Annotated in this window: 23 protein-coding genes; 9 read left to right on the top strand and 14 right to left on the bottom strand. The window is 72.5% G+C overall.

Features of this window, described 5'->3' with window-relative positions:
• Positions 1–72 precede the first annotated feature (72 nt).
• Positions 73–750, bottom strand: a complete 678-nt coding sequence (gene afsQ1, locus ABFY07_RS32850) for a two-component system response regulator AfsQ1 (protein WP_174588994.1) — start codon at positions 748–750, stop codon at positions 73–75.
• Between the two features lie 202 nt (positions 751–952).
• On the opposite strand from afsQ1, the gene ABFY07_RS32845 reads away from it, so the two are divergent.
• The gene (locus ABFY07_RS32845; protein ID WP_346177987.1) at positions 953–1,771 is read left to right on the top strand and encodes a SigE family RNA polymerase sigma factor; all 819 of its coding nucleotides are present in this window, start codon (positions 953–955) and stop codon (positions 1,769–1,771) included.
• 152 nt (positions 1,772–1,923) lie between these two features.
• Here ABFY07_RS32845 and ABFY07_RS32840 read toward each other — a convergent pair whose 3' ends face one another.
• Positions 1,924–2,640: an ATP-binding protein gene (locus ABFY07_RS32840; protein ID WP_346177986.1), complete on the bottom strand. Its 717-nt coding sequence runs from the start codon at positions 2,638–2,640 to the stop codon at positions 1,924–1,926.
• Positions 2,641–2,734: 94 nt separating this feature from the next.
• Between ABFY07_RS32840 and ABFY07_RS32835 the strand changes: the two genes are divergently transcribed.
• On the top strand, positions 2,735–3,175 hold the full coding sequence (locus tag ABFY07_RS32835; RefSeq protein ID WP_346177985.1) for a YybH family protein: 441 nt from the start codon (positions 2,735–2,737) through the stop codon (positions 3,173–3,175).
• Between the two features lie 81 nt (positions 3,176–3,256).
• Here ABFY07_RS32835 and ABFY07_RS32830 read toward each other — a convergent pair whose 3' ends face one another.
• The 3 genes from ABFY07_RS32830 to deoC are packed head-to-tail and all read right to left on the bottom strand — an operon-like array spanning position 3,257 to position 6,603.
• Entirely contained in the window at positions 3,257–4,129 is an 873-nt protein-coding gene (locus ABFY07_RS32830; RefSeq protein ID WP_346177984.1) for an aldehyde dehydrogenase family protein, read from the bottom strand.
• Entirely contained in the window at positions 4,122–5,585 is a 1,464-nt protein-coding gene (locus ABFY07_RS32825) for an aldehyde dehydrogenase family protein (RefSeq protein WP_346177983.1), read from the bottom strand. Before ABFY07_RS32825 ends, ABFY07_RS32830 begins: the two co-directional genes overlap by 8 nt.
• Before the next feature lie 7 nt (positions 5,586–5,592).
• Complete coding sequence (gene deoC, locus ABFY07_RS32820) at positions 5,593–6,603, bottom strand: deoxyribose-phosphate aldolase (protein WP_346177982.1); 1,011 nt, start codon at positions 6,601–6,603, stop codon at positions 5,593–5,595.
• A gap of 103 nt (positions 6,604–6,706) precedes the next feature.
• Here deoC and ABFY07_RS32815 point away from each other — a divergent pair, with 103 nt between their 5' ends.
• Both ABFY07_RS32815 and lspA read left to right on the top strand, forming a co-directional pair.
• Complete coding sequence (locus ABFY07_RS32815) at positions 6,707–7,441, top strand: PH domain-containing protein (RefSeq protein WP_346177981.1); 735 nt, start codon at positions 6,707–6,709, stop codon at positions 7,439–7,441.
• Positions 7,442–7,578: 137 nt separating this feature from the next.
• Positions 7,579–8,127: a signal peptidase II gene (lspA, locus tag ABFY07_RS32810; protein ID WP_346177980.1), complete on the top strand. Its 549-nt coding sequence runs from the start codon at positions 7,579–7,581 to the stop codon at positions 8,125–8,127.
• 97 nt (positions 8,128–8,224) lie between these two features.
• Here lspA and ABFY07_RS32805 read toward each other — a convergent pair whose 3' ends face one another.
• Both ABFY07_RS32805 and ABFY07_RS32800 read right to left on the bottom strand, forming a co-directional pair.
• Positions 8,225–8,476, bottom strand: coding sequence for a hypothetical protein (locus tag ABFY07_RS32805; protein WP_346177979.1), 252 nt, complete (start codon positions 8,474–8,476; stop codon positions 8,225–8,227).
• Positions 8,473–8,796, bottom strand: a complete 324-nt coding sequence (locus tag ABFY07_RS32800) for a hypothetical protein (RefSeq protein WP_346177978.1) — start codon at positions 8,794–8,796, stop codon at positions 8,473–8,475. The genes ABFY07_RS32805 and ABFY07_RS32800 overlap by 4 nt, the downstream gene beginning before the upstream one ends.
• Before the next feature lie 245 nt (positions 8,797–9,041).
• Between ABFY07_RS32800 and ABFY07_RS32795 the strand changes: the two genes are divergently transcribed.
• Positions 9,042–9,878, top strand: a complete 837-nt coding sequence (locus tag ABFY07_RS32795) for a helix-turn-helix domain-containing protein (RefSeq protein WP_346177977.1) — start codon at positions 9,042–9,044, stop codon at positions 9,876–9,878.
• On the top strand, positions 9,875–10,096 hold the full coding sequence (locus ABFY07_RS32790) for a DUF397 domain-containing protein (RefSeq protein WP_346177976.1): 222 nt from the start codon (positions 9,875–9,877) through the stop codon (positions 10,094–10,096). Before ABFY07_RS32795 ends, ABFY07_RS32790 begins: the two co-directional genes overlap by 4 nt.
• 75 nt (positions 10,097–10,171) lie before the next feature.
• Here the strand turns inward: ABFY07_RS32790 and ABFY07_RS32785 are convergent, their stop codons facing one another.
• Positions 10,172–11,260 carry a hypothetical protein gene (locus tag ABFY07_RS32785; protein ID WP_346177975.1) on the bottom strand — a complete coding sequence of 363 codons (1,089 nt, stop codon included), beginning with the start codon at positions 11,258–11,260 and terminating at the stop codon, positions 10,172–10,174.
• A gap of 282 nt (positions 11,261–11,542) precedes the next feature.
• A complete protein-coding gene (locus ABFY07_RS32780) occupies positions 11,543–12,082 on the bottom strand; it encodes a TetR/AcrR family transcriptional regulator (RefSeq protein ID WP_346177974.1) in 540 nt (179 codons plus the stop codon).
• An 86-nt stretch (positions 12,083–12,168) separates the two neighbouring features.
• Here ABFY07_RS32780 and ABFY07_RS32775 point away from each other — a divergent pair, with 86 nt between their 5' ends.
• Positions 12,169–13,428: an MFS transporter gene (locus ABFY07_RS32775; RefSeq protein ID WP_346177973.1), complete on the top strand. Its 1,260-nt coding sequence runs from the start codon at positions 12,169–12,171 to the stop codon at positions 13,426–13,428.
• Positions 13,429–13,493: 65 nt separating this feature from the next.
• Here ABFY07_RS32775 and ABFY07_RS32770 read toward each other — a convergent pair whose 3' ends face one another.
• The 3 genes from ABFY07_RS32770 to ABFY07_RS32760 all read right to left on the bottom strand — a co-directional run bounded on the left by ABFY07_RS32770 (position 13,494) and on the right by ABFY07_RS32760 (position 17,090).
• Positions 13,494–15,245, bottom strand: coding sequence for a phospho-sugar mutase (locus tag ABFY07_RS32770; protein WP_346177972.1), 1,752 nt, complete (start codon positions 15,243–15,245; stop codon positions 13,494–13,496).
• A 467-nt stretch (positions 15,246–15,712) separates the two neighbouring features.
• On the bottom strand, positions 15,713–16,528 hold the full coding sequence (locus ABFY07_RS32765; protein WP_346177971.1) for a purine-nucleoside phosphorylase: 816 nt from the start codon (positions 16,526–16,528) through the stop codon (positions 15,713–15,715).
• A gap of 124 nt (positions 16,529–16,652) precedes the next feature.
• Positions 16,653–17,090, bottom strand: a complete 438-nt coding sequence (locus ABFY07_RS32760) for a gamma-glutamylcyclotransferase family protein (protein WP_346177970.1) — start codon at positions 17,088–17,090, stop codon at positions 16,653–16,655.
• Positions 17,091–17,176: 86 nt separating this feature from the next.
• Between ABFY07_RS32760 and ABFY07_RS32755 the strand changes: the two genes are divergently transcribed.
• Positions 17,177–18,625, top strand: a complete 1,449-nt coding sequence (locus tag ABFY07_RS32755; protein WP_346177969.1) for an NAD(P)H-quinone dehydrogenase — start codon at positions 17,177–17,179, stop codon at positions 18,623–18,625.
• Between the two features lie 161 nt (positions 18,626–18,786).
• Positions 18,787–19,770 (top strand): DeoR/GlpR family DNA-binding transcription regulator, encoded by a 984-nt coding sequence (locus tag ABFY07_RS32750; protein ID WP_428837052.1) that lies wholly within the window; start codon positions 18,787–18,789, stop codon positions 19,768–19,770.
• A gap of 110 nt (positions 19,771–19,880) precedes the next feature.
• Here ABFY07_RS32750 and ABFY07_RS32745 read toward each other — a convergent pair whose 3' ends face one another.
• Positions 19,881–20,474: a TetR/AcrR family transcriptional regulator gene (locus tag ABFY07_RS32745; protein WP_346177967.1), complete on the bottom strand. Its 594-nt coding sequence runs from the start codon at positions 20,472–20,474 to the stop codon at positions 19,881–19,883.
• 592 nt (positions 20,475–21,066) lie between these two features.
• The coding region (locus tag ABFY07_RS32740) for a biotin/lipoyl-containing protein (RefSeq protein ID WP_346176573.1) at positions 21,067–21,185 on the bottom strand (119 nt) is incomplete at its 5' end.

The following is a 21,185-nucleotide window of genomic DNA, read 5'->3' as shown; positions in this document are numbered from 1 at the left end:
TGAGCCACCGCAACAGCCCCGCGGCCCAGCCACGCACCCGGCCGGGCTTCCCTCCGCCGGCTACCGCCGGGTTCACTGCGGCGCGTCCAGCCGGTATCCGACCCCGCGCACCGTACGGATCAGGGTCGGGGACGACGGCACGTCCTCCACCTTCGCGCGCAGTCGCTGGACGCACGCGTCCACCAGCCGGGAGTCACCGAGGTAGTCGTGCTCCCACACCAGACGCAGCAGCTGCTGCCGCGACAGCGCCTGCCCCGGCCTGCGGCTCAGCTCCAGCAGCAGCCGCAGCTCAGTGGGGGTGAGCTGGAGATCCTCGCCGTTCTTGGTCACGGTCATGGCCGCCCGGTCGATGACCAGGGACCCGAAGGACGCCGAGTCATTGGCCTCCCGCTCACCGCGGCGCAGCACCGCGCGGATACGGGCGTCCAGCACCCGCCCCTGCACGGGCTTGACCACATAGTCGTCCGCGCCCGACTCCAGCCCGACCACGACGTCGATGTCATCGCTCCGCGCGGTCAGCAGGATGATCGGCAGCTGGTCGGTGCGCCGGATACGGCGGCACACCTCGAAGCCGTCGATGCCGGGCAGCATCACATCCAGCACGATCAGATCCGGCCGCTGCTCGCGCAGCAGTTTCAGGCCGTCCTCGCCGCTCGCCGCCGTCGCCACGCGGTGGCCCTGGCGGGACAGCGAGAGTTCGAGGGCCGTGCGGATGGCGTCGTCGTCCTCGATCAGCAGAAGGAAAGGCACGTTGGTCATTCTGGCCTACAAGGCGCCTGTAGTTCGACCGTCGGGCCGTCAGGAGGTTCACTCACCCCCCGCCCCTGTGACGAGCCTGTGACAGTCGGCGGACAGGGCCATGAAACTGGCCCGGCAGTCTTTTGGGCACCGGGAGGAACGACGGCCCGGGAAGCCAGCGAACCGAGCAGGCTCCACCGACGGGGGGCGCGAGATGAACACACTGCACTTCACGAATGCCAGCGCAGTTATTCGCACGCGCCTCCACGACGCCGGCCGGAGCAACGAGAAGTCCGGTGCCGTGAGCGGGCGGGGGTGCGCTCGCGGCGCCGGGCGTCAGCGGCCTCCTTACATGGTGGCCATTGACGCGTACACGGGGGTCACCGGCGGGGCCAAGAGCCCGGGGGGCTCCGCGGACCAGGGGGGTCACGGGGGACACGGGGGCCGCGGAGAAAACGGGGGAAGCGGGGGAAGCTCGTACAGGGAGGCATCGGGGGAGCGGTGCGAGGCGTCGGAGGCGGAGTTCACCGCCTACGTGCAAGAGCGCCGCGCCTCCCTGTACGCCACCGCCTACCACCTGACCGGCGACCGGTTCGAGGCCGAGGACCTGCTGCAGAGCGCGCTGTTCTCGACCTACCGGGCCTGGAACCGGATCAGTGACAAGGCGGCGGTCGGCGGCTACCTGCGCCGCACGATGACCAACCTGCACATCAGCGCCTGGCGCCGGCGCAAGCTCAACGAGTACCCGACGGAGGAACTGCCGGAGACGGCCGGCGACCACGACGCGATGCGCGGCACCGAGCTGCGCGCCGTGCTGTGGCAGGCCCTCGCGCGCCTGCCCGAGCTGCAGCGCACCATGCTGGTGCTGCGCTACTACGAGGGCCGGACGGACCCGGAGATCGCGGACATACTCAACATCAGCGTCGGAACGGTCAAGAGCAGCATCTGGCGCTCACTGCGCCGGCTGCGCGAGGACGAGGCCCTCAGCTTCGGCCGGGACGAGGCGGAGTCCTTCGGCGAGCTCGTCGCCTGAGGGATCACAGACGCCGGCGTTCGGGGGAGCGTCGGTCGTACGGGGGAAGAACGGGGGAAGAACGGGGGAACACGGGGGAAGCGAGCGGGTCCGGATGGCCGGGGGGTCTGTCCGGGCCCGCTTCGCGCTGCGCGCGCCGCGCGGCGCTAGTGCTAAGACGTACGGCTCGGGGCCGTCTCCGTGGCCCGCGGCTCTGTGGTGTGCGCGCGGGGGCGGCCGGCCCACGCGGCGGCCGTGATCCGGCCCAGCGCCTCGTCCTTCCCGCACGGGTACGCCCCGAGCGCCGTCTGCCGCGCCACGATCCCGCGCTCCGCGCGCATCAGCCGCCAGCCCCGCCGCAGCAGATACGGCGCGGACTTGCGCCCCTCCCGCAGATCCCGCAGCAGCCGGCGGCGGAAGGTGGTGGAGGGGCGGCCGCGCAGGCAGAGGGCGTCGGCGAGGACGCCGAGCGCGCCGCAGCGCTCGATGATGTCGGCGGCGAAGATCCCCTCGGCGACGAACAGCGGGGCGCCGCCGATGTCCAGCGGCTCGGCGCCGACGCGGGCGCTGGTGGCGATGTCGTACAGCGGCACCGTCGCCCGTGACGTACGGCACAGCGCCTCGATCGCCGCGACCGCCGCGTCCGCGTCCCAGGACAGCGGCGAGTCCCAGTCGGCTCCCGCCCCGCCCGGGAGCTGGGGCAGCGAGGGATCGTCGCCCTCCTTGTAGAAGTCGTCGAGGTTGAGCACGGGCAGGCCGGTGCGGGCCGCCAGGGACGACTTTCCGGAGCCGGAGGGGCCGGACAGCAGGACGACGCGGGCGGCTATGGGAGGAATGCTCACGGGACACCAGTGTGAGGCATGACGGGCCCGGGGGAACCGCTGTGACATCCCGCTGTGACATCCCGCCCTCACATTCCGGGCCGCTGCGGTGTCGTACCGGTGAGAGGCCGAAACGCCACACGGAACGGAAGGGACGGGCGCCATGACCGCGCAACACGAGGTGGACGAAGCCGCGATCCGGCAGCAGATCGACAACGTCGTCGAGCGGATCCGGGCCAAGGACCTCGAGGGCCTGAGGAAGCTCTACGCGGAGGACGTCGTGTCCTTCGACGTCGAACCGCCGCTGCAACACGTGGGGATCGAGGCGAAGCTGAAGAACTGGGCGAGGGCGTTCACGTTCTTCCGCGAGGTGCGTTACGAGGTGCGCGACCTGGCCGTCACCGTGGGCGGTGACGTGGCGTTCGGGCACTGCTTCGGCCGGCTCGGCGGCACGCTGGAGAACGGGACGGCGACAAGCGGCATGTGGGTCCGGGCCACCTTCTGCTTCCGGAAGACCGACGGAGATTGGCTGATCGCGCACGACCAGGCCTCGGTGCCGTTCGACATCGCGAGCGGCAGGGGAGTGGCCGACCTCGAGCCCTGACGCGTCGCGGACGTCCGGGACCGGGTCCTGCGACGCCACCCCGCGGCGCCGCTCGACGAGCGGCGCCGCGGGGCTGAACGGTCACACACCCATCGGGTGCCAGACCGTCTTCGTCTCCAGGAAGGCCAGCAGCCGGCCCGTGCCCGGGTCGGCGGACCAGTCCACAGGCTGTGGACGGACCACGCGCTTGAGGTTGTCCGCGGCCGCCTCCTCCAGCGTCCGGGCCAGCTCCGGGTCCGCGCCCGCCAGGTCGATCGCGTTGACGTCCTGGTGGGCGGCGAGCGGGGCGGCGATCTCGGCGGTGCGGCCGGAGAGGATGTTGACCACGCCGCCCGGCAGGTCGGAGGTGGCCAGGACCTCGCCGAGGGACAGGGCAGGGAGCGGGGCGCGCTCGCTCGCCACGACCACGGTCGTGTTGCCGGTGACGATCGCCGGGGCGATCACGGAGACCAGTCCGAGGAACGACGACTCCTGGGGCGCCAGGACGGCCACCACGCCGGTCGGCTCGGGCGTGGAGAGGTTGAAGTACGGGCCCGCGACCGGGTTGGCCGCCCCGGCGATCTGGGCGACCTTGTCGGACCAGCCCGCGTACCACACCCAGCGGTCCACCGCGGCGTCCACGACGGCGGCGGCCTTGGACTTGCCGAGCCCCTCCGCGTCGGCGACCTCCCGCGCGAACTGCGCGCGGCGGCCCTCCAGCATCTCCGCGACGCGGTAGAGGATCTGGCCGCGGTTGTAGGCCGTGGCCCCCGACCAGCCGCCGAACGCCTTGCGGGCGGCGACGACCGCGTCGCGGGCGTCCTTGCGGGAGGAGAGCGGCGCGTTGGCGAGCCAGCGGTCCTTAGGGTCGGTCACCTCGTACACCCGCCCGCTCTCGGACCGGGGGAACTTGCCCCCGACGAACAGCTTGTAGGTCTTGAGCACGCCCAGGCGCTCAGCGCGGTCATCAGACATCGAGGTACGCCTCCAGGCCGTGGCGGCCGCCCTCGCGGCCGTATCCGGACTCCTTGTAGCCGCCGAACGGAGAGGCCGGGTCGAACTTGTTGAAGGTGTTGGACCACACCACGCCCGCGCGGAGCCTGCTCGCCATCCACAGGATGCGCGAGCCCTTCTCGGTCCAGATGCCGGCGGACAGCCCGTACGGGGTGTTGTTGGCCTTCGCGACCGCCTCCTGTGGGGTGCGGAAGGTGAGGACGGACAGCACCGGCCCGAAGATCTCCTCGCGCGCGATGCGGTGGGCCTGGGTGACGCCGGTGAACAGCGTGGGCGCGAACCAGTAGCCGGAGGACGGCAGCGCGCACTCCGGGGCCCAGCGCTCGGCGCCCTCCGCCTCGCCCGCGTCGGCGAGGGTACGGATCCGGGCCAGCTGCTCGGCCGAGTTGATCGCGCCGATGTCGGTGTTCTTGTCCAGCGGGTCGCCGACCCTGAGGGTGCGCATCCGGCGCTTGAGCGCGTCCAGCAGTTCGTCCTGGATCGACTCCTGGACGAGGAGGCGGGAGCCCGCGCAGCAGACGTGGCCCTGGTTGAAGAAGATCCCGCCCACGATGCCCTCGACGGCCTGGTCGATGGGGGCGTCGTCGAAGACGATGTTGGCCGCCTTGCCGCCCAGCTCCAGGGTGACCTTCTTCTCCGTACCGGCGACCGTACGGGCGATCGCCTTGCCGACCTCGGTGGAGCCGGTGAAGGCGACCTTGTCGATGCCGGGGTGGGCCACCAGCTCGGCGCCCGTCGAGCCGTCGCCGGTGACGATGTTGACGACGCCCCTGGGGAGCCCGGCCTGACGGCAGACGTCCGCGAAGAACAGGGCGGACAGGGGGGTCGTCTCGGCGGGCTTGAGGACGACCGTGTTGCCCGCGGCGAGGGCGGGGGCGATCTTCCACGCGAGCATCAGGAGCGGGAAGTTCCACGGGATGACCTGGCCCGCGACGCCCAGCGGGCGGGGGTTCCTGCCGTAGCCCGCGTAGTCGAGCTTGTCGGCCCAGCCCGCGTAGTAGAAGAAGTGCGCGGCGACCAGGGGCAGGTCCACGTCGCGCGACTCGCGGATCGGCTTGCCGTTGTCCAGCGACTCCAGGACCGCCAGCTCGCGCGAGCGCTCCTGGACGATGCGGGCGATGCGGAAGAGGTACTTGGCGCGCTCGGCGCCGGGCAGCGCGGACCACTTCCCGAAGGCCTTGCGGGCCGCCCTGACCGCGCGGTCCACGTCCTCGGCGCCCGCGTGGGCGACCTCGGACAGCGACTCCTCGGTGGCGGGGGAGACGGTCTTGAAGACCTTGCCGTCGGCGGCCTCGGCGAACTCGCCGTCGATGAAGAGCCCGTAGGAGGGGGCGATCTCGACGACGGAGCGGGACTCGGGCGCGGGCGCGTACTCGAACGGGTTCGTGGGGTTCGTGTGGTTCGTGGGGTTCGTCATGGCAGCCTCAGTCCACCGTCACGTAGTCGGGACCGGAGTACCGTCCGGTGCTCAGCTTCTGGCGCTGCATCAGCAGGTCGTTGAGGAGGCTGGAGGCGCCGAAGCGGAACCAGTCGGGGGTCAGCCAGTCCGCGCCCAGTGTCTCGTTGACCAGCACCAGGTACTTGATGGCGTCCTTGGAGGTGCGGATGCCGCCCGCGGGCTTCACCCCGACCTGGACCCCGGTCGTGTCACGGAAGTCGCGGACCGCCTCCAGCATGAGGAGGGTGACGGGGGGCGTCGCGTTGACCGCCACCTTGCCGGTGGAGGTCTTGATGAAGTCGGCGCCCGCGAGCATCGCGAGCCACGAGGCGCGGCGCACGTTGTCGTAGGTCTCCAGCTCTCCGGTCTCGAAGATGACCTTGAGGTGGGCGGCCGTGCCGCTGCCGTCCGTACGCCGGCACGCCTCCTTGACCTGCCGGATCTCCTCGAAGACCTGGAGGTAGCGGCCGGACAGGAAGGCGCCGCGGTCGATCACCATGTCGATCTCGTCGGCCCCGGCGGCCACGGCCTCCCGGGTGTCGGCGAGCTTGACGGCGAGCGCCGCCCGGCCGGAGGGGAAGGCCGTCGCGACCGAGGCCACATGGACCTCGGGCCCGCCCGCCTCGGCCAGCGCCCGCTTGGCGGTGGCGACCATGTCGGAGTAGACGCAGATCGCCGCAACCTTGGGGACGGAGCGGTCGGTCGGATCGGGACTGACCCCCTTGGCGCACAGCGCCCGGACCTTGCCCGGGGTGTCCGCGCCCTCCAGGGTCGTGAGGTCGATCATGGAGATGGCCAGGTCGATGGCGTACGCCTTCGCCGTGGTCTTGATCGAGCGGGTGCCGAGGGCGGCGGCACGGGCCTGGAGGCCGACCGCGTCGACGCCCGGCAGGCCGTGCAGGAAGCGGCGCAGCGCGCCGTCGGTGGCGGTCACGTCCGCCATCGACGCGAGCCGCTCGGCCGCTTCCGCGCCGTATGCGGGAACTGTGGTGGGCATGGTCACCAGGGGAGCATATCTACGCGCGTAGCCAAATGTCACCCCCGAGGGCGGTCGGTCCCGGAGCGTCGGGCCGCCGCGCCGGTGCGGCAGAATCGGCCCCATGACGAGCCCGGACGACTCCTCGCACGACTCCTCCGCCCCGCGCGAGCCCGACCAGGGGACCGCCGGTCAGCGCGGTCAGGGGGCCGCCGACCAGGGGGCCGCGGATCAGGGGACCGCCGACCAGGGGGCCGAGTACGCGGACCGCGTCTACCGCTCGGTGGGCGGCATCGCGGGCGGCGTGCTGCTGCTCGCGATCGGCGCCTGGCTGGGGATCGACGCGGTGATCAGGAGCGAGGGGCGGACGCCCTGGGTGGCGCTCGCCGGGCTGCTGCTCGCGGTGCCGCTGGTGGTCGCCTTCACCGTACGGCCCGCGGTGTACGCCGGCGCGGACCGGCTGCGGGTGCGCAATCCCTTCCGCACGATCACCCTGCCCTGGGCCTCGGTGGAGGCCGTCCGCGCGGGCTACTCCAGCGAGGTGCTCGCGGGCGGCGCGAAGTACCAGCTCTGGGCCATCCCGGTGTCGCTGCGCCAGCGCAAGCGGGCCACCCGCCGCCAGGCGCGCGCGGCGACCGAGGACCCCTTCCGCCGGACCTCCGTCCACGCCGACGTCGACGCCGACGACGAGCGGCGCGCCCAGGCCGACCGGACCATCGGCGAACTCCGCTCGCTCGCGGAGACGAACGCCACGCGCGAGGGCGCGCAGGGCGCCCCCGAGGTGCGCTGGGCGTTCGAGGTCATCGCGCCGGCGGTGGCGGGGGCGGTGCTGCTCGCGGTGGTGCTGGCGATCACCTGAGCGGTCGCGTTCTTCCCCGGCCCGGCCGCCGCCCTGCGGTCGATGGCCAGCCCGGGAGAGGCGGCACGGGCGGCCGCCTCCCCACCGGTTCGGCAGCCCGTAGGCTGGCGCGACACCGGGACGGCGAGGAGATCAGCGTGACGACAACCGAGGCACCCAAGAGCGACACACCCGCCCAACGACGCTGTGTGTGGCTGCTGTGGACGGTGGCCGGTATCGCGTACGCCATCGACCAGGGAAGCAAGCTGGCGGTGGTCGCGGGTCTGGAGGGGCGCGCCCCTGTCCCGGTCCTCGGCACCTGGATGGAGCTGCGCGTACAGCGCAACCCCGGCGCGGCCTTCGGCCTCGGCGAGGCGACGACCATCGTGTTCACCCTGATAGCAGCGGCGGTCGCCCTCGCCATCGTCCGGGTGTCCCGCCGGTTGGCCAGCACACCGTGGGCGATCTCGCTGGGACTGCTGCTGGGCGGCGCGCTCGGCAACCTCACGGACCGTCTCTTCCGATCCCCCGGGGACATGCGGGGCGCGGTGGTCGACTTCATCGTGGTCCGGGACTTCAGCGTGATGAACCTCGCCGACTGGGCGATCTCTTGTGGCAGTGCCCTGATGCTCCTGCTGTCCTTCCGCAGGCACGAGCTGGGCCCCGCGAGCAGCTCAATCGCTGCGGCAGACGCAGGCCGGTCGTAGCGTGAGCCCGCCCGGGACGCTTCCCACAGACAGTCCCGGACGGGCGGCTGAGCGCCGCCCGCTCGTGGTTTCCCGTGGAGCGGGCGGCTGCCTTTGCTCAGTACCGCTGTCGGCCGCCCGGGTAATGGACCGCCTGACGGCATTCCGGGGCGTCGGTGGACGGCGGCTGGCCGTCGAGCGCGTGGCACAGGGCCGCGTGCGGTTGTTCCGCCTCGGCGGGGGTCAGCTCCAGGTCGGCGATGGCGCGGTGCCACCCACCGCTGCTGATCCGGAGCCGCAGCGCGAACCCGTCCTCGCCTGTGCGCCGCAAGCCCCGCCCGGGGATGGCATTGATCCGCCAGCCGGTCATGACGACTCCCCGGCGGGTTCGGCGAGGCCGTCGTCGTGCGCGGGCAGGCGCCTGCCCCGGCTCTCCGCCACGCGCAGCACATCGCGCAGCGCCTCGCACAGGCGGTTCGCCAGGAACCGGAGTTCTCCGGTGTCCGCTTTGCGGTCGGCCAGCAGCGCACGGGCGTGGCCGAGGAGTTGTGTCCCCATGGACAGCTGAAGGGCCTCGATCTCGTCCGCGCGGCGGCTCAGTGGGCTGTCGCCGTGATCCGCCGACAGGTAGCACGGTTTGCCGTCCGGGGTGGTCCAGGGCAGCAGGCGGAGGCCGGTCATGGTGTTCATCCGACCGCCTCCATATCTGAGGCCGAAAGGGTCCTCACCCGGGTGGGTGGGCGCCGGTTAGGGTCGATCACGTCATCAGCTCCTCTAAGGCTTGGCTGGTGGCCACGCCCCCGGACGGTCGCGCGTCGCGGGGGTCCTCCATGGCGGTGCTTGTTGACTCTTTGTAGTGCAAGGGTGACTGTCGGCGCGTACGCTCGGCAGGGGTTGGACTCCCAACCGCACCGTGGGAGGCAGGAGTTGCGCGCATGGCCACGCGGAAACGCGAACTGACACCCGACCGGAGCGTCCGCCATCTCTTCGGCGCCGAGCTGCGCCGACACCGCGAACAGGCGGGGATGAGCCTGGACCAGCTCGCCGAAGTGGTGGCGTCGAGCCGCAGCCACTTGGGTCGGATCGAGCTCGCGGAGTACATGATCCCTCCCGAACTCCCCGCTCAGCTCGACGCGGCGTTCGGCACGGACGGGATCTTCCAGAAGCTGTATGCACTGGCCCGGCACGAGGTGCACCCCGACAAGTACCGGCGGTACATGGAGCTGGAGGCGCGTGCGCAGTCCATCGGGCATTACGCCGGACAGCTCGTGCCTGGCATGTTGCAGACGGAGGACTACGCCCGTGCGCTCTTCCGGGTCAGCAATCCCGAGGCTCCTGCGGAGGAAATAGAGGAGAAGGTGGCGGTTCGCATGAGTCGCCAGGCTCTGCTGCGGACCACGTCCGCGCCTCATCTGTCGGTGGTCCTGGACGAGGCGTGCGTGAGGCGGCCGGTCGGTGGGCCGGTCGTCATGCGCGCCCAACTGTCCCGCCTCGCTGAGCTGGTGGACACTCCGCGCACCCTGATTCAGGTGCTGCCGTACGAGCACGGTGAACATGCGCTGATGGGCGGCGGTGGCGCGCTGTATCTGCTGACCATGGACGATGGTACGTCCGTCGCCTATGAGGAGAGCATCTCCACGGGGCAACTTATCGAGGACAGGGAGAGGGTGGTGAGGCGTATGCGGTCGTACGATCTGCTCAGGGCATACGCCTTGTCGCCGACCCGGACGGCGGCATTCATCCATTCCGTCATGGAGGCATTGACGCCATGAGCAGCACCCCGGACTTGTCCCGCGCGGAGTGGGTCAAGTCCAGCCACAGCAACGGCGACGGCGGCGCATGCGTCGAGTGGGCACCCGGATGCGCGTCCGCCGGTACCGTCCCCGTCCGCGACAGCAAGGACCCCCACGGCCCCGCGCTGGTCTTCCCGACGGGGGCCTGGTCGTCCTTCGTCTCGGCCGTCAAGGGCGGCGGGTTCCCCGCCGTCTGATGCGCCCGGCGGCACCGAAGAGCGCGGCCCCCGCCACCCGGCGGGGGCCGTTCTGCTGCGGTCGAGCTCGTTGACCTAGGAGCGCGTGGCGGTCGCGCAGTCGTCGTCCGCGGACGTCGTGCCGTCGTTCGCGTCGACCGGCTTGCTGCGGTCGTACGGATCGATGAGGCGGTCGTCGTCGGTGGACTGCTCGTCGGCCGTGCCGAAGGGCGGCACGAAGTAGCCGGTCGGGCCGGAGCAGCCGCCGTTGGTCATGTCGAGCGCGTACGAGACGAGGGACATCGTGCCCGGCTCGGTGATGACCTTGGCCGGGTCGTCCCAGCTCATCACCACCTTGCGCCGCACGATCGTACGGATGACCTCGGCGTCCCGCCCGCTGTCGGCCGCCGGGGTGACCGGGTACACGAAGGTGACGTCCGCCGTCACCTCGACCGCCCCCCGCTTCCCCTCCCGGTACGTGAGCCGGCCGCGCGTCTTGACCACGTCACCGACCAGCCGGGTCTGCTCCGGCCGGAAGCGGCTGAACAACAGCAGCGGGTCGGTGTCGGGATCGGGCTTCTTCGACGACAGGGCGGTGCGGAGGTAGTCCTGGACGTCCTTCTGGTGCGGGTTCAGCAGCGCGATCGCCTTCGTGGGGCGCTCGCCGCGCAGCACGTCGGAGTCGAGCCCCGCCGCCACCAGGAAGTCCCGGCTCTGCTTCAGGGCCCGCTCGACCTGGGCGGCGTTCATCCAGCCGGTCGCCTTGGCCGGTGGCACGGTGATTCCCGCCGCGCCGTCGGCCCAGCGGGCGGCGGGCGAGCCCCGGAAGGGTTCGGCGAGGGTGGGGCGCAGGTCGGGCTCGGCGTCCGGCGCCTCCCGCGGGGCTTCCGACTCGGCGGCCAGCGGGGCCCCGTCCTGTCCGCCGTCGTCGCCGCCGAACCAGCCGACGATCTGCTGGGGGAAGAGCGCCACGAGGAGGGCCACGAGCGCCACCAGCCCGGTGACGTACCAGACCTTCCTGCGCCGGGGCCGGGCCGGGGAGTACGTACGCCAGCCCTCCGCCTGCCTGGGATGCTCCCGGAGCCGTCGCGCCACCTCGCGGGCGCGTGCCGACGGCTCCACGGGGGCGCCGGTCGTGTCCTTCACCGTTTCGCGGAGGAACCGCTCCCACTCCTCATCGGACACCGACGACTCGTCCTGCCCCCCAGTCCCGCCCACACCACACTCCCGTTCTCGCTCGATGGCCGATGGCCGATGGCCCGATGGCCCGATGGCCCGATGTGGCTCGATCACGAGTGCGATCGAGAGCCGCCCGCATAATCGCATGAGCCACCCACAGCCCGGCCCGGGCGCTGGATGACTGTCGGGCCGCCGCGCTGTTCGCCGTCCGCCGCTCAGCGGTAGCTGGGGGCGGGCGCGCCAGGCGTCGGGAGCCCAGCATGATCCACAAGACGCCCCCTGGGGGCGTCAGGCCATCAGGCGCTCGGCCATCCGTCGCGCCCGGCGGGCGGGTTCGCCGCCGCGCTCGCGCATCGAGGTGACGATCGCCCCGTCCATGAGCAGCGCGAACTCGTCCGCCAGCTCGTCGGCCCGGGGGTGGCCGGCCCGGGTGAGCAGACCGTGCACGTAGGCGGTGACGCCGCGCTTGTGGGCGGCGGCGAGCCGGTGGACCTCGCTGCCGGGGTCGCCGGTCTCGGCCATGGCGTTGATGAACGCGCAGCCGTGGAACCCTTCTTCCTCCGCGCCCTCGGCCAGCGCGTCGAAGACGGCGAGCGGGCCGCCGCCATGGGCCTCGACCCGCGCCTCGAGCCAGGCCCGCCAGTGCTCGTCGCGCCGCTGGAGGACGGCGGTCACCAGCTCGTCCTTGCCCGAGAAGTGCCGGTAGAGCGAGGCCCGGCCGACACCGGAGACGGCCAACAGGCGCTCCAGGCCGACCGCGTGGATGCCTTCCGCGTAGAAGAGGTCCTCGGCCGCCTGGAGCAGGCGATCGCGTGCGTTCGTTGCCATGCGTCCACGGTAATCACCCTTGACGCAAGACGGAACCGATCAGTACCGTCCCGCAAGATGGAACCGATCGGTACCGAGGAGGGTTCATGACGCGCACGTCCGCCCCGGAGAGCGGGGGCGACACGTCGGCCGGCACACCGGGAGAGGGCTCGGACCCATCGCACCGGCGGAGCATCCTGGTGCTCGGGTTCGGCACCTTCGCGATCGGCACCGACGAGTTCGTCCTCGCCGGCGTGCTGCCCGAGTTCAGCGAGTCGCTGGGCGTCTCCACCGCCACCGCGGGGCAGGTCGTCACCGTCTTCGCGCTGACCTGTGCCGTGATGTCGCCGGTCCTGGCCACCCTCACCGCCGGCTGGCCCCGCCACCGGGTGCTCAAGCTGTCCGTCCTGCTCTACCTGCTGGGAGTCGTCGGCACGGGGCTCGCCCCGAGCTTCCCCGGGGTCCTGATCGCCCAGGTCGTCGCCGCCTCCGGCGCCGGCCTGTACATCCCGGCGGCCGGCGTCACCGCCTCCGCGCTGGTGGGCCCCGAGCGCCGCGGCCGGGCCATCGCCGCCGTCACCACCGGACTGACCGCCGCGACCGCGCTGGGCGCGCCGATCGGCACCGTCGTGGGCAGCGCGCTCGGATGGCGCGCGACGATGTGGTTCATCACCCTGCTCACCGTCCTGGGCCTGATCGGTGTCCTCGCCCTCGTCCCCCGGGTGTCGGTTCCGGCCCCGGGTGGGCTGCGCCGGCGCCTCGCGCCGCTGGGTGACCGGCGCGTGGTCGTCGTCCTGGCCACCACGCTGGTCGCCTTCACCGCCGCGTACGTCGTCTACACCTACATGGCCGAGGTGTTCGCCCCCGCCACCGGCGGCGACGGCACGCGGCTGGCCGTGCTCATGTTCGCCTTCGGCCTGACGGGCACGGCCGGCAACTTCTACGCGGGGACGCTGGCCGACCGGTTCGGCGCGCGCCTGGTGGTCGGGGGCGCCGTCGCGCTGCTCGCGGTCAGCCTCGCCGTTCTCCCGCTCGCGACCGGCTCGTTCGCCGCCGCCCTCGCCATCACGGTGGTCTACGCCATCGCGGCCTGGGGCATCACCGCGCCCCAGCAGTCCCGGCTTATCGCCCTGAACCCCGCCTCGGCCCCGCTGCTCATCTCGCTCAACGCGGCGTTCCTCTACCTCGCCATCGCCTTCTCCGGCGTCATCGGGGCGGTGGGCATCGGCACCCTCGGTGCCCGGCGGATCAGCCTGATCGGTGCCGTGGTGGCCGTGCTCGCCCTGGCCCTGTCCGAGCTGGGACACCGCCTGACCAGCGGCCGGCCCGGCCCGGCCGCCGAACCGGGACGTGGAGCTTTGCGGTGAGTATCGGACAGCGACACGCCGACGCCACGGCGTGTCGCCGTCCGATACTCACCGCAACTCGGGTGTCAGATCCCCGCCGCCGTCGCGAGGTCCGCCTTGACGGCCGCCAGGACCCGCTCCGCGGTGGCGCGCGCCGGCGCGAGCGCGTCCGCGCCCGGGACCTCGACCACCACCTCCAGGTAGCACTTCAGCTTGGGCTCGGTGCCGCTCGGGCGGACGATCACGCGGGCCGACCGGACGGCGGTCCCGGGCGCCGTGCCGGGGCGGCCGGAGAGGTGGTAGCGCAGGCCGTCCGTCGGGGGCAGCGCCTCCGTACCGCGCGTGAGGTCCTCACTGGACGCGACGGCCAGGCCCGCGAGCTCGGTGGGCGGCTGCTCGCGCAGCCGCTTCATGGCCTGGCCGATCAGGGACAGGTCCTCGACGCGTACGGACAGCTGGTCGGTGGCGTGCAGCCCGTGCTCCAGCGCGATGTCGTCGAGCAGGTCGGCGAGGGTGCGGCCCTGTTCCTTGAGCTCGGCCGTCAGCTCGGCGACGAGCAGCGCGGCCGTGATGCCGTCCTTGTCGCGCACGCCCTCGGGATCGACGCAGTAGCCGAGCGCCTCCTCGTAGGCGTAGCGCAGGCCGTCGACCCGGGCGAGCCACTTGAAGCCGGTCAGCGTCTCGGCGTACGGCAGGCCGGCGGCGTCCGCGATGCGGGAGAGCAGGGACGACGAGACGATCGAGGTCGCGAAGGTGCCGCGGGCCGCCTTGTGGATCAGGTGGGTGGCGAGGAGCGCGCCGACCTCGTCGCCCCGGAGCATGCGCCACCGCGTGGCGGTCGGGGTGGACGGGGAGGACGGCGCGGCCTCGGGGGCCGGCACCGCCACGGCGCAGCGGTCCGCGTCGGGGTCGTTCGCGATGATGATGTCCGCGCCGCCGGGGCCGAGGCCGCGCGCGGTGGCGAACGCGAGGTCCATGGCGCCCGGCTCCTCCGGGTTGGGGAACGCGACGGTCGGGAAGGCCGGGTCCGGGTCGGCCTGCTCGGCGACCACCGTGGGGGCCGGGAAGCCCGCGCGGGCGAAGGCGGCCGTGACGGTCTCGCGGCCGACGCCGTGCAGCGGGGTGTAGACGACGCGCACGTCGCGCGGGGAGCCGGGGGTGAGGACGGCGTCCGTACGGGCCAGGTAGGCGTCCAGGACCTCGTCGCCGAGGGTCTCCCAGCCGGAGTCCGGGCGGGGCACGTCGTCGAGGCCGCCGATCGCGGCGATCTCGGCGGCGATGTCGTGGTCGGCGGGCGGCACGATCTGGGAGCCGTCGCCGAGGTAGACCTTGTAGCCGTTGTCGCGGGGCGGGTTGTGGCTGGCGGTGACCTCGACCCCGGCGACCGCGCCGAGGTGGCGGATGGCGAAGGCGAGCACGGGCGTGGGGAGCGGGCGCGGCAGCAGCGCGGCCCGCAGGCCCGCGCCGGTCATGACGGCGGCGGTGTCGCGGGCGAAGTCCGCGCTCTTGTAGCGGGCGTCGTAGCCGATGACGACGAGGCCGGGCTCGTCCCCGGCGCCCGCCTGCTTGGTGAGGTACGCGGCGAGGCCGGCGGCGGCGCGGACGACCACGGCGCGGTTCATCCGCATCGGGCCGGCGCCCAGCTCGCCGCGCAGGCCGGCGGTACCGAACTGCAGGGTGCCGGAGAACCGGTCGGCCAGCTGGTCGAGCGCCTCCGGCTCGCCCGCGTCGGCCGCCTCCAGCAGCTCGGCCAGCTCTGCGCGGGTCTCGGGGTCGGGGTCCTCGGCCATCCAGGTGCGGGCTGCGGCGATGAGGTCGGACTCGGGGGTGGGCGCCATGGGCGGCCTCCTGGGGGGTGGCTGGGGACGGGCGGGTATCGGTTGCGGAGCGAGGCCGAGCCGCGCTGCCGCGCGCCCGTGCCCCGCCGCCTCGGCGTCGCCGGGAGGGCCACGCCGCCTCGGCGTCGCCGGGTGGCCGCCGAGAAGGGCTGCTCAGTGAGTACCCGGGCGAACGGCCGTGACGCCCGGCTCGGGCCCGGCGTGGGGGCACCTCCCAGCGGTAGCTGGGGCGAGCCGAAGGGGCGCGCCGCCCGCGCCGGGGGCGCCGGCGTCACCGCGCAAGGGGGAGCGCGCGGAGTCCCTGAGGCTGCGACCGATATGCGGCTCCGCCGCGCGGAGCGCCGAGGCTGTGATCAATATGCGGCTACCGCCGCGCGGTCGACCGCCGACAGGGGCTGAGGCGCCCCGGCGGGGGCACCTCCCGGCGGTGGCCGGGGGAGAGCCGAGCCCTGAATCGGCGGTCGGGGTCAGATGCGGTCGAGGACCTGCGCCAGGAGGCTGCCCATCCGCGCGGCGGAGTCGCGGCCGGCCTGGAGGACCTCCTCGTGGTTGAGGGGCTCGCCCGTCATGCCGGCGGCGAGGTTGGTGACCAGGGAGATGCCGAGGACCTCGGCCCCCGCCTCGCGGGCGGCGATCGCCTCCAGGGCGGTGGACATGCCCACGAGGTCGGCGCCGAGGACGCGGGTCATGTGGATCTCGGCGGGTGTCTCGTAGTGCGGGCCGGGGAACTGCGCGTAGACGCCCTCTTCCAGGGTGGGGTCGATCTGTCTGCACAGCTCGCGCAGCCGGGGCGAGTAGAGGTCCGTGAGGTCGACGAAGTTCGCGCCGACGATCGGGGAGGTGGCGGTGAGGTTGATGTGGTCGCTGATCAGCACCGGCTGGCCGGGGCGCATGCCCTCGCGGAGGCCGCCGCAGCCGTTGGTGAGGACTACGGTCTTGCAGCCGGCGGCGACGGCGGTCCGTACGCCGTGCGCGACGGCGGCGACACCGCGGCCCTCGTAGTAGTGCGTGCGGCCGAGGAAGACCAGCGCCCGCTTGTCGTTGATCTTGTACGAGCGGATCTTGCCCGCGTGGCCCTCGACGGCGGGCGGCGGGAAGGAGGGGAGCTCGGTGACCGGGAACTCGTGCTCCGGGGCGCCGAGGGCGTCGGTGGCGGGCACCCAGCCCGAGCCGAGGACCAGGGCGACGTCGTGGATCTCTTCGCCGGTGAGCTGGCGGAGGCGCGCGGCCGCGGCGTCGGCGGCGGCGTAGGGGTCCCCCTGATGGGTAACTGATGCGTTCACGCGGATGAGATTAGCCGCTGATTGCCTACGCGCGTAGACGTATCCGGGCGCAGCGTTCGATTCTTTGCCAAGGCGCGATCGAACTGCGCGGACGATACGGCGGCGGGGCCGGGGCGGGCCGCGCTCAGCAGGGGCGCTTGCGCAGTTCCATGACGTAGTCGTGCGGGGCCCCGGCGGACTCGGCGGCGTCCGCGATCTCGCCGAGGTAGCGGGCGGAGGGGAGGCCGCCCTCGTAGCCGTTGAGCACGTACAGCCAGGCCGCCTCGTCGCCGTCCAGGGTGTGCACCCGGACCCGCATCCGGCGGTAGATGTCCAGGCCGACCCCCTCCCAGCGGTCCATGGACTCCTCGTCCATGGGGGCGATGTCGTACAGGGCGACGAAGACCTGGGAGCGCGGGGCCTCGACGATGGTGGCGAGGGCGCCCTCCCAGCCCATCTGCTCGCCGCCGAAGGTCAGGCGCCAGCCGTTGATCCACCCCGTGCCGCGCAGCGGGGAGTGCGGTGCGCGGCGGGACATCAGCCGCGCGTCGAGGTTGCCGGCGTACGCGGCGTAGAGCGACATGGCTCTGAGGGTACGGGAGTGAGGAGGGAAGGTTTCCGGGGCGCCGGGAACCCCCCGGAGGAGTGATGTGATGAGGGTGCGGGACAATGGAGCATGTGACTCGGATCGTGATCATTGGTGGCGGACCCGGCGGCTATGAGGCGGCGCTGGTCGCCGCTCAGCTCGGTGCGGAGGTGACCGTCGTCGACTGCGACGGTCTGGGCGGGGCGTCGGTGCTCACCGACTGTGTGCCCTCCAAGACATTGATCGCCACCGCTGAGGTGATGACGACCTTCGACTCTTCGTACGAGGAGTTGGGGATCATCGTGGCCGATGACACCCCGCCGCTGGCCCAGGAGGCCCGGGTGGTGGGCGTTGACCTGGGCAAAGTCAATCGGCGGGTGAAGCGTCTGGCGCTGGCCCAGTCCCATGACATCACCGCGTCGGTCACCCGCGCGGGCGCGCGGGTGATGCGCGGCCGCGGGCGGCTGGAGCCGTCCCAGGCGCCCGACGGGTCACGGAAGGTGATCGTCCGGGCGGCGGACGGATCCGAGCAGACCCTGGTCGCGGACGCCGTGCTGGTCGCCACCGGGGCCCACCCCAGGGAGATCCCGGACGCGCTGCCGGACGGGGAGCGCATCCTGAACTGGACCCAGGTGTACGACCTGGAGGAGCTCCCGGAGGAGCTCATCGTGGTCGGCTCCGGCGTCACGGGCGCCGAGTTCGCGGGCGCGTACCAGGCGCTGGGGTCGAAGGTCACCCTCGTCTCCAGCCGGGACCGGGTGCTCCCCGGCGAGGACCCGGACGCGGCGGCCGTGCTGGAGGACGTCTTCCGGCGGCGCGGGATGAACGTGATGGCGCGCTCGCGGGCGCAGGCCGCCAAGCGGGTCGGGGACCGGGTCGAGGTGACGCTCCAGGACGGACGGGTGATCACGGGCACCCACTGTCTGATGGCCGTCGGCTCCATACCGAACACGGCCGACATGGGCCTGGAGGAGGCCGGCGTCCGGCTCAAGGAGTCCGGGCACATCTGGACCGACAAGGTCTCCCGGACCAGCGCCCCCGGCGTGTACGCGGCGGGCGACTGCACCGGGGTGCTGGCGCTGGCGTCGGTGGCGGCCATGCAGGGCCGGATCGCGATGTACCACTTCCTCGGCGACGCGGTCGGCCCGCTCAACCTGAAGACCGTCTCGGCGAACGTCTTCACCGACCCGGAGATCGCCACGGTCGGCTACTCGCAGGCCGATGTGGACGGCGGGAAGATCGACGCCCGGGTGGTGAAGCTGCCGCTGCTGCGCAACCCGCGCGCGAAGATGCAGGGCATCCGGGACGGCTTCGTGAAGATCTTCTGCCGCCCGGGCACCGGCATCGTGGTCGGCGGCGTGGTGGTCGCGCCGCGCGCCAGCGAGCTGATCCACCCGATTTCGCTCGCGGTCGACAACAACCTGACGGTGGAGCAGATCGCCGGCGCCTTCACGGTCTACCCGTCCCTGTCCGGCTCGATCGCCGAGGTGGCGCGGCAGCTCCACACGCGGAAGACGCAGGAAGAGGCGTAGGAGACGGGGGCGGAGATCGCTTCCCATACCGCCCCATACCATCTCCCGGGGTCGCAGACGAACAACATCTGTTAATTGGTGCAAGCTGCTGAAACCAGACGGTCGTTGGGGTTACTGTCAGTTTCGTGTTCGCTGCAGAACGTCGCCAATTGATCCTTGAAATGGTGCGTGCGAACGGAGCGGTGTCGCTCCGCGAGCTCGCCCGCGTCGTCCAGACCTCCGAAGTGACCGTACGGCGGGATGTGCGGGCGCTGGAGGCAGAAGGACTGCTCGACCGCCGGCACGGCGGTGCGGTGCTGCCGGGCGGATTCACCAGGGAGTCCGGCTTCCCGCAGAAATCCCATCTAGCGACCGCGGAGAAGACGGCGATCGCCGATCTCGCGGCCGGTCTCGTCGACGAGGGCGAGGCCGTCGTGGTCGGCGCCGGGACCACCACGCAGGAGCTGGCCCGCCGGCTCGCGCGCGTCCCGGGTCTGACCGTGGTCACCAATTCCCTGCTCGTCGCGCAGGCCCTGGCGCATGCCAACCGCGTGGAGGTCGTCATGACCGGCGGCACCCTGCGCGGCTCCAACTACGCGCTGGTCGGCAGCGGCGCCGAGCAGTCCCTCCAGGGGCTCCGGGTCAGCCGGGCCTTCCTGTCCGGCAGCGGGCTGACCGCCGAGCGCGGCCTGTCCACGTCCAACATGCTGTCCGCCAGCGTCGACCGCGCGCTGGTCCAGGCGGCGGCGGAGGTGGTGGTGCTCGCGGACCACACCAAGCTGGGCACCGACACCATGTTCCAGACGGTGCCGACGGACGTCATCACCCGTCTGGTGACCGACGAGCCGCCCCCGCACGACGACCGCGCCCTCACCGAGCTGCAGGCCCTCGCCGACCAGGGCGTGCAGATCACGGTGGCCGGGCCGGGCGCGGGCGCGGGCGCGGTGGGCGGCGAGGGCGGCCCGGCCGGGCCGGGACGGCAGCAGCCCCGGCTCGGCGGACCGTCCGCCGCGCGCGGCGGGGAGGACGGGCTGCCGCTCCCGGGTCCGCGCCGCAACCACCCCCACCAGCCGGGCGCCGGGCCCGGCGCCACGCTGCGCGGCTCGATGCCGCTGACCGACCAGCCGGGGGGCCGGGTCGCGGACCTGGCGCCACGGCGGCGCTGAGGGCGGGGCGGCCGGGCCGGGACGGAGTCGGCGGGGGCGTAGCCGGCCGGGGCTCAGCCGGCGGGGGCATAGCCGGCGGGGTTGAGCTGCTCGGCGCGGCTCGGCGCGGCTCAGCGCGGCTTGAGGCCGGTGAAGGTCAGCGCCAGCAGCCGATCGGCCAACTCCGGGTCGTCCGGCGACTGTTCCACGGCCAGCGCGATGGCGTTGGTCAGCTGCATCAGGTCGGCTATGCCGACGTCGGACCGTACGTTCCCGGACTGCTGGGCGCGGGCGAGCAGCGCGCTGCCCGCCTCGCGCATCGGCAGGCCGCACCCCTGGGACAGCGAGGAGCTCTCGTCCCCGGAGGCCGCCAACAGCGCGTGCGAGAGCCCGCGGTAGGTGCTCGCGTAATGGATGATCTCGCGCAGCCAGTCGACCAGCGCACGGCACGGCTGCGGCGCCTTCGCCAGCTCGCGGGCGCGCGCCAGCAGCGCGCACACCTCTTGCCGGAAGACCGCGCCCATCAGCGCGGTGCGGTTGGGGAAGTGCCGGTAGAGCGTGCCGATCCCGACCCCCGCCCGGCGCGCGATGTCCTCCAGCGACGCGTCGGTGCCGTGCTGGACGAACGCGGCCCTGGCCTCGGTCAGCAGCCGCTCGTAATTGCGGCGCGCGTCGGCGCGCATGGGGCGCGGTGGGGTGTGCGCCGGGGCTGTCTCGGTCGCCATCGCGGTCCTCCCTGCGCCGTCGGTCGTACGGTTCCCGTGGTGTCGTGTGGGCTTCGTGGCCCGTGGGTCAAGCATGCCATTACGAGCCGGGGCGTAAGTGTGACGGCGGTGGAGGCTGCGGCTCCGCGAGCCGCAGCCTCGCAGCGAGAGCTCTAGTCCTCGTCCGGTTCGGGCAGTGGCTCTCCGTCGGGGTCGGGGAACGCGGGGCCGGGAGGCTTGGGGGCATGCCTGAGGCGCGCAAGCTGCGCCAACCGCTTGGTAGGTGTGCCGAGCAGCATCGGGGGCCTTCCTCTTGTCCGTGGGATGTGGCGACAACCGTGTGAGCACTCGAACCCACAATTCGAACTGCTATGCGGTTCAGTATGGCTGTTCGCTTCCGCTGGAACCAGACCGTGGTCGTCGGTGCGGGCTCGCTGGCCCGCCGATGTCGTCGCCGGGGTCAACGTGCGCGATTGTGCACGCTCGGCGTGGGTGCTTGTCACCGCACCCCACCCTCCCCCGGATGCCTCGGGCCCCGGTCGAGGGTTCGACCGGGGCCCGGGAGGCTGGGTTGTCGGGACGTCAGTCCTTCATGTCTCAGTCCTTGGTGTCGTCAGTCTTTGATGTCGCAGATGACGGCGCCGGCGGTGATGGAGGCGCCGACTTCGGCGGTCAGGCCCTTGACGGTGCCGGAGCGGTGGGCGTTGATGGGCTGTTCCATCTTCATCGCTT

The organism is Streptomyces sparsogenes subsp. cuspidosporus, from assembly GCF_039532705.1.
Classification (GTDB): Bacteria; Actinomycetota; Actinomycetes; order Streptomycetales; family Streptomycetaceae; genus Streptomyces; species Streptomyces sparsogenes.
The sequence above is the reverse complement of the archived record's forward strand: the minus strand, read 5'-3'. Positions and strand labels throughout refer to the sequence as shown.

Coding starts and splice junctions, on each gene's coding strand:
- ABFY07_RS32800 (WP_346177978.1), bottom strand. CDS start 8,796: ATGAACACCATGACCGGCCTCCGCCTGCTGCCCTGGACCACCCCGGAC.
- ABFY07_RS32840 (WP_346177986.1), bottom strand. CDS start 2,640: ATGTCACAGCGGTTCCCCCGGGCCCGTCATGCCTCACACTGGTGTCCC.
- ABFY07_RS32845 (WP_346177987.1), top strand. CDS start 953: ATGAACACACTGCACTTCACGAATGCCAGCGCAGTTATTCGCACGCGC.
- ABFY07_RS32775 (WP_346177973.1), top strand. CDS start 12,169: ATGACGCGCACGTCCGCCCCGGAGAGCGGGGGCGACACGTCGGCCGGC.
- ABFY07_RS32835 (WP_346177985.1), top strand. CDS start 2,735: ATGACCGCGCAACACGAGGTGGACGAAGCCGCGATCCGGCAGCAGATC.
- ABFY07_RS32780 (WP_346177974.1), bottom strand. CDS start 12,082: ATGGCAACGAACGCACGCGATCGCCTGCTCCAGGCGGCCGAGGACCTC.
- ABFY07_RS32805 (WP_346177979.1), bottom strand. CDS start 8,476: ATGACCGGCTGGCGGATCAATGCCATCCCCGGGCGGGGCTTGCGGCGC.
- ABFY07_RS32825 (WP_346177983.1), bottom strand. CDS start 5,585: ATGACGAACCCCACGAACCACACGAACCCCACGAACCCGTTCGAGTAC.
- ABFY07_RS32750 (WP_428837052.1), top strand. CDS start 18,787: ATGGTGCGTGCGAACGGAGCGGTGTCGCTCCGCGAGCTCGCCCGCGTC.
- ABFY07_RS32830 (WP_346177984.1), bottom strand. CDS start 4,129: ATGTCTGATGACCGCGCTGAGCGCCTGGGCGTGCTCAAGACCTACAAG.
- ABFY07_RS32815 (WP_346177981.1), top strand. CDS start 6,707: ATGACGAGCCCGGACGACTCCTCGCACGACTCCTCCGCCCCGCGCGAG.
- deoC (WP_346177982.1), bottom strand. CDS start 6,603: ATGCCCACCACAGTTCCCGCATACGGCGCGGAAGCGGCCGAGCGGCTC.
- ABFY07_RS32790 (WP_346177976.1), top strand. CDS start 9,875: ATGAGCAGCACCCCGGACTTGTCCCGCGCGGAGTGGGTCAAGTCCAGC.
- ABFY07_RS32745 (WP_346177967.1), bottom strand. CDS start 20,474: ATGGCGACCGAGACAGCCCCGGCGCACACCCCACCGCGCCCCATGCGC.
- ABFY07_RS32795 (WP_346177977.1), top strand. CDS start 9,042: ATGGCCACGCGGAAACGCGAACTGACACCCGACCGGAGCGTCCGCCAT.
- ABFY07_RS32760 (WP_346177970.1), bottom strand. CDS start 17,090: ATGTCGCTCTACGCCGCGTACGCCGGCAACCTCGACGCGCGGCTGATG.
- ABFY07_RS32755 (WP_346177969.1), top strand. CDS start 17,177: ATGGAGCATGTGACTCGGATCGTGATCATTGGTGGCGGACCCGGCGGC.
- ABFY07_RS32770 (WP_346177972.1), bottom strand. CDS start 15,245: ATGGCGCCCACCCCCGAGTCCGACCTCATCGCCGCAGCCCGCACCTGG.